Annotated in this window: 18 protein-coding genes; 14 read left to right on the forward strand and 4 right to left on the reverse strand. The window is 40.2% G+C overall.

Features of this window, described 5'->3' with window-relative positions:
* Positions 1-116 precede the first annotated feature (116 nt).
* A complete protein-coding gene (gene lpcA, locus FVA72_RS04705; RefSeq protein WP_004264745.1) occupies positions 117-695 on the forward strand; it encodes a D-sedoheptulose 7-phosphate isomerase in 579 nt (192 codons plus the stop codon).
* 27 nt (positions 696-722) lie between these two features.
* Entirely contained in the window at positions 723-1,490 is a 768-nt protein-coding gene (locus FVA72_RS04710; RefSeq protein ID WP_004264748.1) for a class II glutamine amidotransferase, read from the forward strand.
* On the opposite strand, the gene FVA72_RS04715 is transcribed toward FVA72_RS04710, so the two are convergent.
* The gene (locus tag FVA72_RS04715) at positions 1,461-2,198 is read right to left on the reverse strand and encodes a L,D-transpeptidase family protein (RefSeq protein ID WP_004264751.1); all 738 of its coding nucleotides are present in this window, start codon (positions 2,196-2,198) and stop codon (positions 1,461-1,463) included. The genes FVA72_RS04710 and FVA72_RS04715 overlap by 30 nt on opposite strands.
* 416 nt (positions 2,199-2,614) lie before the next feature.
* On the opposite strand from FVA72_RS04715, the gene FVA72_RS04720 reads away from it, so the two are divergent.
* The 8 genes from FVA72_RS04720 (at position 2,615) to nqrM (ending at position 9,970) form a co-directional block, all read left to right on the forward strand.
* A complete protein-coding gene (locus FVA72_RS04720) occupies positions 2,615-3,958 on the forward strand; it encodes a Na(+)-translocating NADH-quinone reductase subunit A (RefSeq protein WP_110592316.1) in 1,344 nt (447 codons plus the stop codon).
* 4 nt (positions 3,959-3,962) lie between these two features.
* On the forward strand, positions 3,963-5,201 hold the full coding sequence (locus FVA72_RS04725; RefSeq protein ID WP_004264756.1) for an NADH:ubiquinone reductase (Na(+)-transporting) subunit B: 1,239 nt from the start codon (positions 3,963-3,965) through the stop codon (positions 5,199-5,201).
* Entirely contained in the window at positions 5,194-5,988 is a 795-nt protein-coding gene (locus FVA72_RS04730) for a Na(+)-translocating NADH-quinone reductase subunit C (protein ID WP_110592315.1), read from the forward strand. The genes FVA72_RS04725 and FVA72_RS04730 overlap by 8 nt, the downstream gene beginning before the upstream one ends.
* The gene (locus tag FVA72_RS04735) at positions 5,981-6,610 is read left to right on the forward strand and encodes an NADH:ubiquinone reductase (Na(+)-transporting) subunit D (RefSeq protein WP_004264762.1); all 630 of its coding nucleotides are present in this window, start codon (positions 5,981-5,983) and stop codon (positions 6,608-6,610) included. Before FVA72_RS04730 ends, FVA72_RS04735 begins: the two co-directional genes overlap by 8 nt.
* A gap of 4 nt (positions 6,611-6,614) precedes the next feature.
* Positions 6,615-7,211: an NADH:ubiquinone reductase (Na(+)-transporting) subunit E gene (gene nqrE / locus FVA72_RS04740; RefSeq protein ID WP_004264764.1), complete on the forward strand. Its 597-nt coding sequence runs from the start codon at positions 6,615-6,617 to the stop codon at positions 7,209-7,211.
* A 15-nt stretch (positions 7,212-7,226) separates the two neighbouring features.
* Complete coding sequence (gene nqrF, locus FVA72_RS04745) at positions 7,227-8,453, forward strand: NADH:ubiquinone reductase (Na(+)-transporting) subunit F (protein WP_004264766.1); 1,227 nt, start codon at positions 7,227-7,229, stop codon at positions 8,451-8,453.
* Positions 8,454-8,693: 240 nt separating this feature from the next.
* Positions 8,694-9,725: an FAD:protein FMN transferase gene (locus FVA72_RS04750; RefSeq protein ID WP_036958908.1), complete on the forward strand. Its 1,032-nt coding sequence runs from the start codon at positions 8,694-8,696 to the stop codon at positions 9,723-9,725.
* A 17-nt stretch (positions 9,726-9,742) separates the two neighbouring features.
* Entirely contained in the window at positions 9,743-9,970 is a 228-nt protein-coding gene (gene nqrM, locus FVA72_RS04755; RefSeq protein WP_004264769.1) for a (Na+)-NQR maturation NqrM, read from the forward strand.
* Between the two features lie 96 nt (positions 9,971-10,066).
* Here nqrM and FVA72_RS04760 read toward each other — a convergent pair whose 3' ends face one another.
* Complete coding sequence (locus FVA72_RS04760) at positions 10,067-10,429, reverse strand: hypothetical protein (RefSeq protein ID WP_094962037.1); 363 nt, start codon at positions 10,427-10,429, stop codon at positions 10,067-10,069.
* Positions 10,430-10,607: 178 nt separating this feature from the next.
* Entirely contained in the window at positions 10,608-11,504 is an 897-nt protein-coding gene (locus FVA72_RS04765; protein ID WP_110592314.1) for a glycerophosphodiester phosphodiesterase family protein, read from the reverse strand.
* A gap of 281 nt (positions 11,505-11,785) precedes the next feature.
* On the opposite strand from FVA72_RS04765, the gene dinB reads away from it, so the two are divergent.
* Positions 11,786-12,841, forward strand: a complete 1,056-nt coding sequence (gene dinB / locus FVA72_RS04770; protein ID WP_036958912.1) for a DNA polymerase IV — start codon at positions 11,786-11,788, stop codon at positions 12,839-12,841.
* 49 nt (positions 12,842-12,890) lie between these two features.
* Here the strand turns inward: dinB and pepD are convergent, their stop codons facing one another.
* Positions 12,891-14,351, reverse strand: a complete 1,461-nt coding sequence (gene pepD / locus FVA72_RS04775; RefSeq protein ID WP_110592313.1) for a beta-Ala-His dipeptidase — start codon at positions 14,349-14,351, stop codon at positions 12,891-12,893.
* Between the two features lie 437 nt (positions 14,352-14,788).
* Here pepD and gpt point away from each other — a divergent pair, with 437 nt between their 5' ends.
* The 3 genes from gpt (at position 14,789) to crl (ending at position 17,161) form a co-directional block, all read left to right on the forward strand.
* Positions 14,789-15,253 (forward strand): xanthine phosphoribosyltransferase, encoded by a 465-nt coding sequence (gene gpt / locus FVA72_RS04780; protein WP_110592620.1) that lies wholly within the window; start codon positions 14,789-14,791, stop codon positions 15,251-15,253.
* A 184-nt stretch (positions 15,254-15,437) separates the two neighbouring features.
* On the forward strand, positions 15,438-16,688 hold the full coding sequence (frsA, locus tag FVA72_RS04785) for an esterase FrsA (protein WP_110592312.1): 1,251 nt from the start codon (positions 15,438-15,440) through the stop codon (positions 16,686-16,688).
* Positions 16,689-16,759: 71 nt separating this feature from the next.
* Complete coding sequence (crl, locus tag FVA72_RS04795) at positions 16,760-17,161, forward strand: sigma factor-binding protein Crl (RefSeq protein WP_036958914.1); 402 nt, start codon at positions 16,760-16,762, stop codon at positions 17,159-17,161.
* Positions 17,162-17,179 lie beyond the last annotated feature (18 nt).

Raw genomic sequence — 17,179 nt, forward strand, 5'->3', positions numbered from 1 at the left:
ATTAATTACTGATATCTATCTGAGTTTTGCCATGGAACGCCATTTTTCTTTTAGGATAATTTGGATGTAAATTAATCGTAATTTCTGTAACGTATTCTTAATTAAGAGGAAATCTCATGTATCAAGACTTAATCCGCGGCGAGCTGACTGAAGCGGCCGAGACGTTATCGAATTTCCTTAGCGATGATGCCAATATTAATGCTATCCAACAGGCTGCAGTTCTACTTGCTGACTCTTTTAAAGCAGGTGGCAAAGTATTATCTTGTGGTAATGGGGGCTCTCACTGTGATGCAATGCATTTTGCTGAAGAATTAACAGGGCGTTACCGTGAAAACCGCCCAGGTTATCCTGCGATTGCTATTTCAGATGTGAGTCATTTATCTTGTGTGAGTAATGACTTCGGCTATGAGTATGTTTTTTCGCGCTTTATCGAAGCTGTTGGCATGAAAGGTGATGTTTTACTCGGAATTTCTACCTCAGGTAATTCAGGAAACATTATTAAAGCGATTGCCGCTGCGCGTGAAAAAGGTATGAAAGTCATCACGCTAACAGGTAAAGATGGCGGGAAAATGGCTGGAACCGCGGATATTGAAATTCGTGTTCCACACTTTGGGTATGCCGACCGTATCCAAGAAATTCATATTAAAGTTATTCATATCTTAATTCAGTTAATCGAAAAAGAGATGGTGAAGTAGCGTTATTATTGTTTCAGGAGCTTTTAAATGTGCGAGTTACTTGGCATGAGTGCCAATGTTCCAACCGATATTTCGTTTAGCCTAAGTGGGTTAATTTCCCGAGGGGGGCAAACAGGCCCACATAAAGATGGTTGGGGAATTACCTTTTATGAGGGGCTCGGGTGTCGCACATTTAAAGATCCTCAACCCAGTTTTTTATCACCTGTCGCTCGTTTTGTGCAGGAATACCCGATTAAATCAGAAAGTGTTGTTGCGCATATTCGCCAAGCAAATCGGGGGGATGTGTCGTTAGCAAATACTCACCCCTTTACTCGTGAGCTATGGGGACGTAATTGGACTTATGCACATAATGGGCAATTAAAGGGGTATCGTACACTGAAAACTGGACGTTATTGCCCAATAGGTGAAACTGATAGCGAATGGGCATTTTGTTGGATACTTCATCAACTCAGTGAAAAATACCCACGCAGGCCATCGAATTGGAAAAGCGTGTTCCGTTTTATTGCGACATTAGCTGACCAATTACGTCATAAAGGGGTATTTAATATGTTGCTGTCTGATGGGCAATATATGATGGCCTTTAGCTCGACGAATTTACATTGGTTAACGCGTAAGGCACCGTTTGGTAAAGCAAAATTACTTGACCAAGATATTGAAATCGATTTTGAGCAGTGCACGACCCCCACTGATGTGGTCTCTGTTATCGCAACGCAACCACTAACGGGTAATGAAAACTGGCAGCGAATTGACCCAGGTAATTTCGTCTTATTCTATCTTGGTGAGCGCATATTGTGATTTAGACCCTAACAATTTTGTTGGGGTATCAGCTTGGTCAATAACCGCATATTTACCTAAAGCGACCGACACCTCGGCAGGCCTTCCTGTGCGGTTGAAATACTCGTAAGCGGGTTGTAGCTGCTTCCAGAAGGCATAATGGCTGGAATTACGGTAGCGCAGCATATTTTCATTTGTCATTTTAAATGGGTAAATGCTGACATTAATGACCGACTGTCCGCTGAGTAAGGCCGTTTCTACTGTTTGGTAAATCTCACCCATATATTTATCGGTCATGGCATAACATCCCACCGAAACGCAACTGCCGTGGATCATAAGATAGCTACCGCTATAGCCTTGCGCTTTATCAAACTCATTAGGAAAACCAATATTGATAGATCGGTAATACCGACTATTAGGATTGAGCTGTTCCGCTGTAATTTGATAAAATCCTTCTGGACTTTTCAGGTCGCCTTCAATTTTTTTGGGACCTAGCCCTCCTGAAAACTTACAAATTGGGTAAGTTTTCGACAGTTTATATTTTCCTGATGGTGTTTTTTGGTAGAGTTCTAATAAACCTTCTTGCTTAAATATTTGAATAAAAATGGATGAGTTTGAGCTATCCGATACGTTATTATTAAGTAGAAATGAATAGTTACTTGCCTGAATAGCAGGAGAATATATGAGTACAAATAAAAAAATTGCACTAAAAAATTTACTTAATTTCATATTTAAGCCATATCAAGAAAATGTTTTTGAACAAAAAGAGTACATATTTTATGCATTCTAGACGAGTAAATCGAAAATTAATATAGTTTGTTAATAGTTTTTAAATGAACCTTTATTGTGTAAATAATAAACAATGATCGATAAATATGAGCTTAAATATCGATAATACCGAATTGTTAACAGAAAAATTTAAATATTAATGCAATTTGCTTGAACTATGTCACTTCTATAGCCGGACATAGAGAGTGGGAACTGATAAAATTGTGGGTGGCAGAAGATAAAATTTAGTAACAATTATGTGAGAATACCTGCTTAAGTGATGACGATTACTTGAGCTATTTTTTATTTAATGAGTCGCTATCATTCATTGCTGAATCGTTAGCTTAGGGTTTAACTGATAAACTTGTGCAGATCTTATGATTAAAATTAAAAAAGGCCTCAACCTTCCTATCGCAGGTGAGCCAGCCCAAGTGATAGAAGACGGCCCGAAAATTCAACACGTAGCTGTGCTAGGTGAGGAATATGTCGGAATGCGTCCTTCGATGCTGGTTAAAGAAGGTGAGCGTGTAGTTAAAGGACAGGTTCTTTTTGAAGATAAAAAGAACCCAGGGGTTTTATTTACAAGCCCAGCCTGCGGTAAAATTGTTGCTATTCATCGTGGTGAGCGTCGTGTGCTTCAATCTGTTGTCATCGAAATTGATGGTGATGAACAAGAAACATTTACAGCTTATACTCGTGATGAGCTATCAACATTAACGCAACAACAAGTCGAAGATAACTTGATCAAATCGGGTCTGTGGACATCTTTAAGAACGCGTCCATTTAGCCGTTCACCACAACCGGGTTCTTCACCTATCGCTATTTTTGTCACTGCAATGGATACTAACCCACTTGCAGCGGATCCTGTTTTAATTATTAAAGAGCAAGAACAAGCATTTAACGATGGGCTTTTGGTTCTAAGTCGTTTAACAGAAGGTAAAATCCATGTGTGTCATGGAGAGGGAGACTTACCGAAGAATACGGCACACAACCAAATTTCTTATACTCAGTTTGCAGGGCCGCATCCTGCTGGTTTAGCGGGAACTCATATTCATTTCTTAGAACCTGTGAGTATTAAGAAAAAAGTTTGGAGCCTTAATTACCAAGACGTTATTGCTATTGGTAAGCTATTTGTTACGGGTCACCTATACACAGACCGCGTGATTTCATTAGCAGGGCCACAAGTTGAAAAACCTCGTCTTCTGCGTACTCGCCTAGGTGCTGATTTATATGAATTAACACAAGGTCAGCTTAAAGCGGGTGAAAATCGTATTATTTCCGGTTCAGTCCTTTGGGGCGTGACATGCGATGATACCCATCACTATCTTGGTCGTTTTCATAATCAAGTCTCAGTGTTAGCCGAAGGTCGCAATAAAGAGTTATTTGGCTGGATTATGCCTGGTGTTAATAAATTTACGATTACTCGTACCACAATCGGGCATTTCCTGAAAAATAAACGTTTTAATTTTACAACGACAATGAACGGTGGCGAGCGTTCGATGGTGCCAATTGGTAACTACGAGCGAGTCATGCCTCTCGATATCATGGTCACTCATTTATTGCGCGATCTCCTTGCTGGAGACACTGACTCATCACAAGAATTGGGCTGTTTAGAGTTGGACGAAGAAGATTTAGGTTTATGTACCTACGTTTGCCCAGCGAAATATGAATATGGTCCGGTGCTACGCGATGTTCTGACCAAGATTGAGCTAGAAGGGTGATTCCATGGGTCTGAAAAATTTATTTGAAAAGTATGAGCACCATTTTGAGCCCGGTGGAAAGCTAGAAAAATACTATGCGTTATTTGAAGCAGTTTCGACTGTTTTTTACACGCCGGGTACGGTAACAAAAGGGCGTTCTCATGTCAGGGATACTATTGACCTGAAACGTATGATGATATTGGTGTGGCTAGCGGTTTTCCCAGCTATGTTCTGGGGAATGTATAACGTTGGTAACCAAGCCATCCCAGCTTTGCATCAATTATATAGCGGGGCTGAATTACAGCAAGTTCTAGCTAGTGATTGGCATTATAGCTTAGCGCAGTTTTTAGGCGCATCACTTTCGATGGATGCGGGATGGGGAAGTAAAATGCTGCTGGGTGCAGTGTATTTCCTTCCTATTTATGCAGTCGTTTTCTTAGTCGGTGGTTTCTGGGAAGTGTTATTCGCCATGATCCGCGGCCATGAAATAAACGAAGGCTTCTTTATTACCTCGATTCTATTTGCCTTAATTGTGCCGCCAACCATTCCTTTATGGCAGGCTGCATTAGGTATCACGTTCGGGGTTGTTATTGCGAAAGAAATTTTTGGCGGTACTGGGCGTAACTTCTTAAACCCGGCATTGGCTGGACGTGCTTTCTTATTCTTTGCTTATCCTGCTCAAATATCAGGTGACTTAGTTTGGACCGCTGCAGATGGTTTCTCTGGTGCAACACCATTATCACAATGGGCAACAGGTGGTGAGCATGCGCTAATGAACACAGTGACTCATGAGCCTATTACTTGGATGCAAGCCTTTTTAGGTAATATGCCAGGTTCAATTGGTGAAGTGTCAACTCTGATGCTGTTTATTGGTGGGGCTCTTATCATGTTCTTCCGTATCGCATCATGGCGCATTGTTGCTGGTGTGATGGTTGGTATGATTGCAATGTCCTACCTATTCAACGCGATTGGCTCTGATACCAACCCGTTATTTGCTATGCCATGGTGGTGGCACATGGTACTCGGTGGCTTCGCATTCGGTATGATTTTTATGGCGACAGACCCGGTATCAGCTTCATTCACAGACAAAGGTAAATGGGCGTACGGCATTCTGATCGGTGTAATGTGTGTTCTTATCAGGGTTGTTAACCCAGCTTATCCAGAAGGGATGATGCTGGCGATCCTATTCGCCAACCTGTTTGCTCCTCTGTTTGACTATCTGGTCGTTCAAGCAAATATTAAGCGGAGAAAAGCTCGTGGCTAATGAAAAACCAATTAATAACGATAGCGTCGGCAGAACATTTCTAGTTGTTTTTATTCTTTGTCTAGTGTGCTCTATTGTCGTCGCAGGTGCTGCCGTTGGTTTAAAACCACAGCAGCAAGAACAGATTCAGTTAGATACTCAACGTAACATTTTAAGTGTTGCTGGGTTGCTACAGCCTAAAATGACCGCTGAGGAAGTTCAAAATGTGTATAAGGATCGCATCGAACCTAAACTTTTGAATTTTAAAACTAATGAATTATCTGATAGCACTAGCCGTTATGACTTAAATAGCGAGCTACGCAGCGAAGAAACGAGTATTGCACTCTCTCCAGCAGAGGATATTGCAAAAATCCGCCGTCGTGCAAATAGCGCTGAAATCTATTTGGTTAAAGATGAAGCAGGAAAAGTATCACAAATTATTTTACCTGTTTACGGTTCTGGTTTGTGGTCTGTCATGTATGCCTTTATTGCGGTAGATGTAGATGGTGTTACCTCTCGTGGTATTACTTACTACGCACATGGTGAAACACCAGGGCTGGGTGGTGAGGTTGATAACCCTCAGTGGAAAGCACAATGGCCAGGTAAAAAGCTGTTCAATGAACAGGGGGTTCCGGCAATTAAAATCGTGCGCGGTGGTGCTACAGATAACCCATACGGTATCGACGGCCTTTCAGGTGCGACTCTAACATCGAACGGGATCCAACATATGTTTGATTTCTGGTTAGGGGATAACGGTTTTGGTCCGTTCCTGAAAAAAGTACGTGAAGGAGCGCTGAATAATGGCTGATTCAAAAGAAGTAAAACGCGTCCTACTTGGGCCGCTATTTGATAACAACCCAATTGCTTTACAGGTATTAGGGGTTTGTTCTGCACTTGCAGTGACAACGAAGTTAGAAACCGCACTCGTTATGACGATCGCTGTAACCTTAGTAACGGCTTTTTCTAACTTCTTTATCTCACTCATCAGGAACTATATTCCGAGCAGTGTGCGTATTATCGTTCAAATGGCGATCATTGCATCTTTAGTTATTGTCGTTGACCAAATTTTACGTGCATACGCCTATGAAATATCAAAACAACTTTCTGTATTTGTTGGCTTGATTATTACTAACTGTATCGTCATGGGACGTGCTGAAGCTTACGCAATGAAAGCACCACCAATTGAAAGCTTCATGGACGGTATTGGTAACGGTCTTGGTTATGGTGTGATCCTTGTTTTAGTCGGCTTTTTCCGTGAGTTATTTGGTTCCGGCAAATTGTTTGGTATCACAGTTTTTGAATCACTACAAACCGGTGGTTGGTACATGCCAAATGGCTTGTTCCTCCTCGCGCCAAGTGCATTCTTTATCATTGGTATGCTGATTTGGGGACTACGTACTCTGAAACCAGCTCAGGTAGAGAAGGACTAATCACATGGAACACTATATTAGCCTGTTTGTTAAAGCCATTTTTATTGAAAATATGGCATTAGCGTTTTTCTTGGGAATGTGTACTTTCCTTGCGGTGTCGAAGAATGTAAAAACCGCTTTTGGACTGGGTATCGCTGTAACGGTAGTTCTGGGGATCTCTGTCCCAGCCAATAACTTAGTATACAACTTGGTGTTACGTGATGGTGCGATTGCCGAAGGTATCGATTTATCCTTCTTGAACTTCATCACTTTTATCGGTGTTATTGCCGCGTTAGTTCAGATTCTTGAAATGATTTTAGACCGCTACTTCCCGTCACTGTATAACGCGTTAGGTATCTTTTTGCCATTGATTACCGTTAACTGTGCCATTTTCGGTGGTGTTTCTTTCATGGCTCAGCGTGATTATAACTTTAGCGAATCGATTGTGTATGGGTTCGGTTCGGGGATCGGTTGGATGCTCGCAATCGTATTGCTGGCGGCTATCCGTGAGAAGATGAAGTACTCAGATATTCCATCGGGTCTAAAAGGGTTAGGTATCACCTTTGTGACAACCGGTTTAATGGCATTGGGCTTTATGTCCTTCTCCGGTGTGCAGCTATAAAGGCGAGAAGAATTCATGGAAATTATTATTTTAGGTGTCGTGATGTTTACCCTGATTGTCTTGGTGCTGACAGGTTTAATCCTGTTTGCTAAATCCAAGCTAGTCAATACAGGGAACATCAAAGTTGAAGTTAATGGCGATCCAGACAAAAGTTTTGAAGCTCCGGCGGGCGACAAACTGTTAGGCATGCTATCAAACCAAGGTATTTTTGTTTCATCAGCATGTGGCGGCGGTGGCTCTTGTGGTCAGTGCCGTGTGAAAATCAAAGAAGGCGGTGGTGATATTCTGCCAACTGAGCTTTCACACATCAACAAACGTGAAGCAAAAGAAGGCTGCCGATTAGCGTGTCAGGTCAACGTTAAGCAAGATTTAAAAATTGAGCTTCCAGAAGAAATTTTTGGTGTGAAAAAATGGGAGTGTGAAGTTATTTCTAATGATAACAAAGCCACTTTCATTAAAGAGCTTAAACTGAAAATTCCAGAAGGAGAGGTAGTTCCTTTCCGTGCGGGTGGTTTTATTCAGATTGAATGTCCGGCACATGTTGTCAAATACGAAGATTTTGATGTACCAGAAGAGTACCGCGAAGATTGGGATAAATTTAACCTGTTCCGTTATGTGTCTGAGGTTAAAGAGCCAACTGTTCGCGCCTATTCGATGGCAAACTACCCGGAAGAGTATGGCATTATCATGCTAAACGTGCGTATTGCTACGCCACCACCTCGTAATCCAGATGTCCCACCGGGGATCATGTCTTCTTATATTTGGTCATTAAAGCCAGGGGATAAAGTCACTATTTCTGGGCCGTTTGGTGAATTCTTTGCTAAAGAAACGGAAGCAGAAATGGTGTTTATCGGTGGTGGTGCGGGAATGGCGCCAATGCGTTCTCACATATTTGACCAACTGCGTCGCTTGGATTCTAAACGTAAGATTAGTTTCTGGTATGGGGCGCGTTCAGTCCGTGAAATGTTCTACACTGAAGATTTTGACCAACTTGCTGCAGAACATGAAAACTTTACATGGCATGTCGCGCTTTCAGACCCTATGCCTGAAGATAATTGGGATGGTTATACAGGTTTCATCCATAATGTCTTATATGAAAACTACTTAAAAGACCATCCAGCGCCAGAAGATTGTGAGTTCTATATGTGTGGACCTCCAATGATGAATGCTGCTGTGATTAAAATGTTGAAAGACCTCGGTGTTGAAGATGAAAATATCCTGTTGGATGACTTCGGTGGTTAAGCAACTTAGCTGATTTTATTAGACTTATCAAAGTCAGTAGACAGTAACACTTTAAAGAGGGAAAATATTTTCCCTCTTTGTGATTTTAGTAAATCTATTAAGTGCTAATTAGTTAGCGCTTAATAGGTAGATTTATAATTATTTTGACTGGAACATTCTCTGCATGGGTGACGATGTAAAGTGTGTTAATAGTCTGGGCGGCCTTAACAAAATGCGCTCATGATTGACGCGGAGAAAATTATGCTAAGTAAAAGAATCTATACCCCAATACTGCTATTTGTTGCAGCTCTGTTTCTTACTGCCTGTGGTGGACCTGAACAACAGAATCTTCAGGGGCAAACGATGGGGACGTACTATTCGGTTAAATATGTTACAGATTCTTCGGAGCCAAAGCCTGAAGTCATTCAAGCCGAAATAGATAAACGTTTGGAGGAAGTTAATGACCAAATGTCAACATATCGCCCAGATTCAGAATTAAGTCGTTTTAATCAATTTAAAGAAGTGAATACGCCGTTCCCAGTTTCTGCAGCAACCGCAACTGTGGTTAAAAAAGCCATTGAAATTAATAAGCTTACTAATGGTTCATTAGATGTAACGGTTGGGCCTTTAGTTAATTTATGGGGTTTTGGCCCTGAAGGAAGAGTGACTAAAGCGCCTTCTGATGAAGAGTTGGCTAAGCGTAGAGCCTGGACTGGTATCGAGAAACTCTCGGTTCAGGATAATAACCTAATTAAAACGATCCCTGAGCTGTACGTCGACCTTTCCTCAATTGCTAAAGGTTATGGTGTTGACGTTGTTGCTGAATATTTAGAATCATTGGATATCAATAATTATATGGTTGATATTGGTGGTGAAGTGCGTACGAAAGGAACAAATGGTAAAGAAGTACCATGGCGTATTGCAATAGAAAAACCTGTAGCGGATGGGGTAAGCCAAACAGCACAAGAGATTATTGAACCAGGTGACCGTTCTATCGCTACATCAGGAGATTACCGTAATTATTTCGAGCAAGATGGCGTTCGTTTTTCTCATACCATTGACCCAAAAACAGGCAAGCCAATCACTCATAATTTAGTTTCTATTACGGTGATTGCAGAAAATTGTATGAGTGCTGATGGCCTATCTACGGGGCTAAATGTTTTAGGGCCTGAAGTTGGCTTTGATTTAGCTGAAAAAATGAATATTCCTGTTTTTATGATTGTTAAGACAGATAAAGGTTTTGAAGAGCGTTATACTAAGGCATTCGAACCATTTTTAACTAAAAAACAGTAGTTGTGGGAGGATAAAAGATGCTAAATGTTTTTATTGCAGCCTTTGTACTGTTTTTGCTGGCCTTTTTAGGCATGTCACTTGGATATATTATTAAGCGTAAGAGTATCCAAGGTAGCTGCGGCGGGTTAAGCAGTATTGGTGTTGATAAAGTGTGTGATTGCCCTGAGCCTTGCGATGCACGTAAAAAGCGTATGGCACGTGAAGAAGCCCGCCAAAAAATACTGGATAAAAATCGTATTATTTGAATAGTAATATTTAACGGTTCTATAACTAGTAATGAGCCGGAGATGTCTAAATATAGTTATTAGACATCTCCAAATATTACTTTCCCGTTATACAGCCTAAATTAATTGCATTTTCTTAGCACATGAAACAGAGACAGGGTAATTAACATGCATGCTTTTTGTCTCACCATCAAATCTAATCGTGACCTTTCCATTATCATTGTTGTTAATTTGGCAAGGTAAAAAATCACCACTACTCCACAGTTCATTATTTTTCGTAGTAATTTTAGCTTTCCAAGCACTTTTACCTGTTGTTGAGTAAGGGAATGAATTTTCGTTAGAGCTAGATGTGGCATTTGCTAGATTATAAAATATAAACACATTATCATAGGGGTTATCACTATTATGATAATGTATTTCAACTTTCCTTAATGTTTCATTCCAATAATTCTCGACAATCATTGTTCCAATATTTGACATATAAAACCTTTTTTAAATTATTTTAAATAGAATTTTTGTGACGGATTAAATATATCAAGTTTTCTATAGCGGTAAATTAAGAACAATTATTATTAATTGATGAAAAGAATGTTTTTAAGATGTGATTTAATTCCTAAGCTATTATTAAAGTAATAATAGCTTAGGATATGTTATTAGATTATTTTTTAAATGCTTTTGGGGAATCAACCATTACAGCATCAACACCAATTTCTTTTGCGAGTTGGTAGTCACTGTCATTATTAACACCAAAGACAATGATATAGGCATTACCATTTTTTCTAAAACAGTCGATGGCCTCTTTATCCCATGAAAGGGTAGCTGGTGAGCGTGCCTCACCTAATGTATATTTTTCAACTACTTCAACTTTACGATGTAGCTCAAAGCCATACCAACGAGTAGTGGTTTTGTCATTTTCTATTGAGCATTGATGGTTCATCACGATATTTGCCAACATAGTCCGAGTTTCATCACGGCTTTCAAATAGTGAAATTTTTGATGAAAGGGATTTTAGCGCTTTTAAAAATTCATCATTAGTGGAATAAAAACGTACTTGGCTAAATGAATTAGTTTTATCTAGTAATGCAAGGATAGCTTGTGCTTGGATATTAGGGTCTGCATCAGGTGATTTTAAATCAATATAAAAAGTCGTATCAGGGTATTTTTTTAAAATAGTTTCTAGTCTACTAATAGTAGTATCTTGCATAGGTAGTTGCAGGTTATTTTTTATATTGTATTTATATGCAGCATTTATACGGTTAAGTTGCAGGGCATTATATTTTGATACTGGACCTTCATGGTCTGTAAGTGAGCTTAAGTCACTTGGACGATATAAAACGAGTTGATTATCTTTACTTAACTGAACGGTAAGCCAAATAGCGTCAGCATTATTTTTCTTTGCTAAATCAATTGCATAAATTGTATTTTCTGGTGCATCAGCCGTTCCTGCACGGTGAGCAACAATTTTAGGGGATAGTGCAAAAACGGTTTGGCTAGCAAACAGTATTATGAGAGTTGCCATAAATTTAAAATATTTTGATGTTGATGTAATTGCCATAGAGATGATCCATAAATAGTTTTTCAAGGTATTGTCGTTGGTAAAACAATTCTTTTTATTACTTTTTTGTTTAAAAGTAAGTATTAACACTTATTTTTAAGACAAACTTTAAATAAAATCTTTATTGGATAGATTGGCAGATGATTATTGCAATATGATGAATTACCTAGTTATCATTAAGTTAGCTTGTTATTCATCCATTTATGGTGGTCTGATAATAATTGCATGGCTATTAAAGATACTGTATATTTAAACAGTTGATTGATTGTTAGGGTATACTCGTGCGTAAAATTATTCATATTGATATGGACTGCTTTTATGCCGCCATCGAGATGCGTGACGACCCAAGCCTTCGCAATGTACCTATTGCGGTGGGAGGTAGCGCAGATCGCCGAGGAGTGATTAGTACTGCAAATTATGAAGCACGTCGCTACGGTGTTCATAGTGCGATGTCTACAGCGATTGCACTTAGGCTTTGCCCTCACTTGAAAGTGGTTCCTGGGCATATGGCACTTTATAAAGAAACCTCTCTTCATATTCGAAAAATATTTGCGCGTTACACAGACCTCATAGAACCGCTTTCTCTTGATGAGGCTTATTTGGATGTTACGGATTGTACGCAATTACACGGCTCTGCAACGTTAATTGCTGAGGCTATCCGTAAGCAAATCTTTGATGAATTACAGCTCACTGCTTCAGCGGGGATCGCTCCAATAAAATTTTTGGCAAAGATTGCTTCCGATATGAACAAACCGAATGGCCAATTCGTGATCACACCACAAGATATCGATCAATTCGTTCTTAAATTGCCGCTAAAAAAAATACCAGGAGTGGGTAAGGTAACAGCCCAAAAATTAGCGGATATGGGGTTGGTGACTTGTGCCGATGTTCAAAAATATGATGTAGTTGCGTTGATTAAAAGCATGGGGAAATTTGGGCAGGTACTTTGGGAGCGTTGCCATGGTATCGATGAACGTGCGATTAACCCTGATAGGCTTAGGAAATCGGTAGGAGTTGAACGTACACTTACAGAAGATATCTATCAATGGGAAGATTGCTTGCCGTTGTTGGATAAATTATACGATGAACTCCAACTGCGTTTAGCAAAGGTAAAGCCTGACCTTCGTATTGCTCGCCAAGGTGTAAAATTTAAATTTGCAGACTTTCAGCAAACGACACAAGAACATGTATACCCAGTTCTCAATAAACAAGATTTGGTACAAATAGCGAAAAAAGCTTGGGATAATCGCCGCTTAGGGCGTGGCGTTCGGTTAGTTGGTTTGCATGTGATGCTGCAAAGTCCTCAGCTTGAACGGCAATTATTACTTGAATTATAAAAAAACACCCATCGTATGATAGGTGTTTGATTTACAATTAATTAGTTGTTTATTCTTTAACTGGAATTGCTTTTAAAACCGCAGTTAATAATTTCCAATACTCACCAACGCTTGCAATATGCACACGCTCATCAGGGGAGTGCGCACCACGAATAGTTGGCCCAATTGAAACCATATCCATGTCTGGGTAAGGCTTTTTGAATAAGCCACACTCAAGGCCTGCGTGGATCACCATCACATTAGGAATTTTACCGAATAGTTTGTTGTAGGTATCGCTGACTAAATGCATCACTGGTGAGTCTGCATCGGGCTGCCAACCAGGGTAACTGCCTTCTGCTCGATATTGGGCTTGTGCTAATTTACTGATAGATGTCAGCATGTTAACAACGTAGTTCTTGCCGCTATCGATAAGTGAGCGAACAAGGAAGATAATTTCTGCTTTATCTTCAGTTAGGCGTACCACACCTTCATTAAGTGACGTTTCAACCACGCCAATAGCCACATCGCTCATGCGAATTACACCGTTCGGTGCTGCATTTAAGAAGAAAACAAAACGCTTTTGGCAATCATCAGAAAGGGCTTTTAGCTCACTTTGCGTTTCGTCAAGTAGCAGAACAAGGTTAGGCTCAACAACAGCTAATTCATTTTTCAGAATATCTTCATAGCGCGTTCTCAGTGCCGTTAATTCAGCAACTTTGTCTGCTGGAACAGCAATAATGGCATAGGCTTCACGAGGAATCGCATTGCGAACAGTACCCCCTCTAAAATCTAATAATTTTAGGCTTAAATCTTCTTCGTGCCCTGCTAGAAATCGAGCTAACAGCTTATTGGCATTACCTAAACCTAAATGTACATCACCACCGGAGTGACCACCTTTTAGGCCTTTTAGGGTCATTGTGAAGGTTTTATAGCCTTGTGGTAATGCTTCACGAGTCAGGTCAAACGTGGTTGTAAAATCAACACCACCAGCGCAACCCATGTAAATTTCACCTTCTTCTTCGGAGTCGGTGTTTATCAAAATATCTGCTTGTAACCAGCCTGCTTTCAAGCCAAAAGCACCTTCCATACCGGCTTCTTCGGTCATGGTCAGGAGAACTTCCATTGGCCCATGCTCAACGCTATCGTCAGCAAGAACAGCCAAAGCAGAAGCTAAGCCAATGCCGTTATCAGCACCTAAAGTGGTGCCTTCAGCAGTAACCCACTCACCATTAACATAGGGACGAATTGGATCTGTTTTAAAGTCATGTACCGTGTCGTTATTTTTTTGTGGCACCATGTCCAAGTGAGCTTGTAAAACAACACCTTTACGGTTTTCATAACCAGGCGTAGCAGGTTTACGGATCAGAATATTGCCTACTTCATCACGTTCAACGTGAAAGCCTTTTTGTTTTGACCAATCAACAATATGCGCGGCTAAGGCTTCTTCGTGATACGAAGGGTGTGGGATAGAACAGATTTTAGCGAAGATATCCCATAGCGGTTGGGGGGATAATGTAGCTAGCTCAGACACGTCTCTCTCCTTTTATTTTCCCTTTATATTTCAATCTGTAGCGTTGTTGGCTTCATTCATAAATCCCAGTCACATACTTATGTATGCTCCTAGGATTTACTCATTTGCCGCCTAGCTACAAATTGAACTATTTAGGGATAATATCCTGAATAACCCAGTAGGAGCTGATTGGCAACCAACGTTAATTTCAGCTTCAATTTTAAAAGGAATATTGCTGTAATTATGACCTAACAGCCTGAAGTTTCGAATTAAAGGCTGCCTCTTTTATAAACTCAGGATAACACTTTCTTTTGAGCAATGGACAGTGTAAATGATAATAATTAATGGCGAATGGTGCTTTTTGCTGGTTTTTAACCGGCCAAATCACTATAATCTCGCGCAACCTTTTTTCCGCAAGACACTTTTCAGATTTACTCAGCAGTCGGGACCCGAATTTTATGAGCGAAAAATATGTCGTAACGTGGGATATGTTGCAAATACATGCCCGTAAACTCGCACAACGTTTATTACCAGTAGAGCAATGGACCGGTATTATCGCGGTTAGCCGTGGTGGCCTTGTTCCTGGAGCACTGCTTGCACGCGAACTTGGTATTCGTAACGTTGATACCGTTTGTATTTCTAGCTATGACCATAATAACCAGCGCGAATTAACCGTGATTAAACGTGCAGAAGGTGATGGTGAAGGCTATATTGTCATCGATGATTTAGTAGATACAGGCGGCACAGCTCAAGCTATCCGTAACATGTACCCTAAAGCACATTTTGTCACCATCTTTGCAAAACCTGCAGGCCGTCCATTAGTTGATGACTACGTAATTGATATTCCACAAGACACATGGATCGAACAACCATGGGACATGGGTGTCGTTTTTGTTAAACCATTGTGTGAACAAGATAAATAAATCTGTTTTTCATGAGCGTTTTAGGTGAAAACATTGTAATTATAAAGCGTTATAGGTTTTATTGATTGCAAAAACACATTAATACCTAAAATTTTTGAGCTAAACACGATATAATTTGGGGAGTGCATTTTTGCATTCCCTTTATTTTTGGCCAAATTCAACTCTGATCGACAAGGAAATAGGGATGACTCAGCAAAACCTCTCAGAAAAACTTTTCAAACCTAAAGTCAGACAAGTTGAAACATCAACATTAGTCTCTTATTCATCTCAAACAATTTCTCAAATTAAAGAACACAGTGTGTTAAGTGGCTCCCATCATGCGGGTTGGTATCGTATGATTAATCGCTTAATGTGGATTTGGCGAGGAATAGACGCCTTAGAAATTGAAGAAGTACTAAGTCGTATTGCTATCTCAGATGCTGAGCGTAGCAATGATAACTTGTTGGATACGGTCATTGGCAACCGTCGTGGAAACTGGTGTTTCGAATGGTCCCAGCAAGCCATGCGTTGGCAGCAAAAAGCATTAGAATTTGAAAAAGGTGCAGAGGCAGGGGAGGCTTGGTTACGTTCTGCTAATTTGTACAGTATTGCCGCTTATCCTTTTATTAAAGGTGACGAGCTGGCTGACCAAGCTATTTTGCTGGCTTGCAAAGCTTATGATAGTGCCGCAAAATTTTCTCAATATCGCCTAAAGAAAATTCCTTTCAAAGTTGATGGTGGGAAAGAAGTCTGCGGTTTTTTACATATTCCTTCACAGGGGCAAGGGCCTTATCCGACAGTGATGATCTGTGGCATGTTAGATAGCTTACAGATTGATTTCTATCGCTATTTTCGCGACTACCTCGAACCACTCGGTATTGCGATGCTAACACTGGATATGCCGTCAATTGGTTATTCGGTTAAACACAAGCTTACGCAGGAAACGAGCACCTTACATGAGCAAATCGTTCGCCAGCTTGGGGATATTGCTTGGATTGACCATACGCGTTTTGGCATCGTTGGTATGCGTTTTGGCGCAAATATAGCGTTAAGATTAGCTTATATGTGCCCTGATAAGATTAAAGCGGTTGCTGTCATAGGGCCAATTGTCCACAGTTTATTGCATGAAGAGAAATATCAACAAGATATTCCTCGGATGGTTTTGGATGTATTCGCCAGTCGTTTGGGTATTTATCAAGTTGATGGTTCTGCTTTACGTCATGAATTAAGTTGCTATTCACTTAAAAATCAAGGGCTTTTGGGGCGGCGCAGTAAGGTTCCAATGCTATCGGTTAGTCTTAAAGATGATATTTACAGCCCCAAAGCAGAGTCTGATTTAATTCGACGTTCATCGATGGATGCTGACACGATAATGCTACCAAGCCAGCCCGTTTTTGCTAATTTTGAAAAGGCGCTAAGTGAAACTACTAATTGGTTAAAAGCAAAAATACTTTAATTTTATTTAATAACTTGCTTATTTTTTCCCATTTGTTAAAAAGGTGTCTTCCCAAGAAGGAGATCCTTAACATGGCTTTACCGACTGATTACTCAAATGGAAAGTATTTAAAGAAGTTTGCTTCGATAGGACCTTATTTACGTGAAAAACAATGTTTAAATGGCTGTTATATATTCGATAGCCTCGTTGTTTGCGTGAATGCAAATATTGCCCCAGAAAAACGTGAATTTTGGGGGTGGTGGCTAAAATTGGTTGCAACTGATAAGGGGTTTGAATTTACTTATCATTTGGGCCTATACAACAGCCATGGTAGTTGGCAAGTCAAAGCATTAAAAGATGCACCAACCATTGAGGCGACAGAGCAAAATTTAGTGTCTTTTCACCAAGCCCTTGCAAAACAGCTATCTGAACTTGAGTTAAGCCTCTTTCCCTCCCCGCTAATGACAGAATTAAAACTGGAATTAAGCGCATAAATTTGTTTTAAACCAACT

Origin of the sequence: Providencia sp. PROV061 (genome assembly GCF_011045655.1) — a bacterium.
GTDB lineage: Bacteria > Pseudomonadota > Gammaproteobacteria > Enterobacterales > Enterobacteriaceae > Providencia > Providencia hangzhouensis.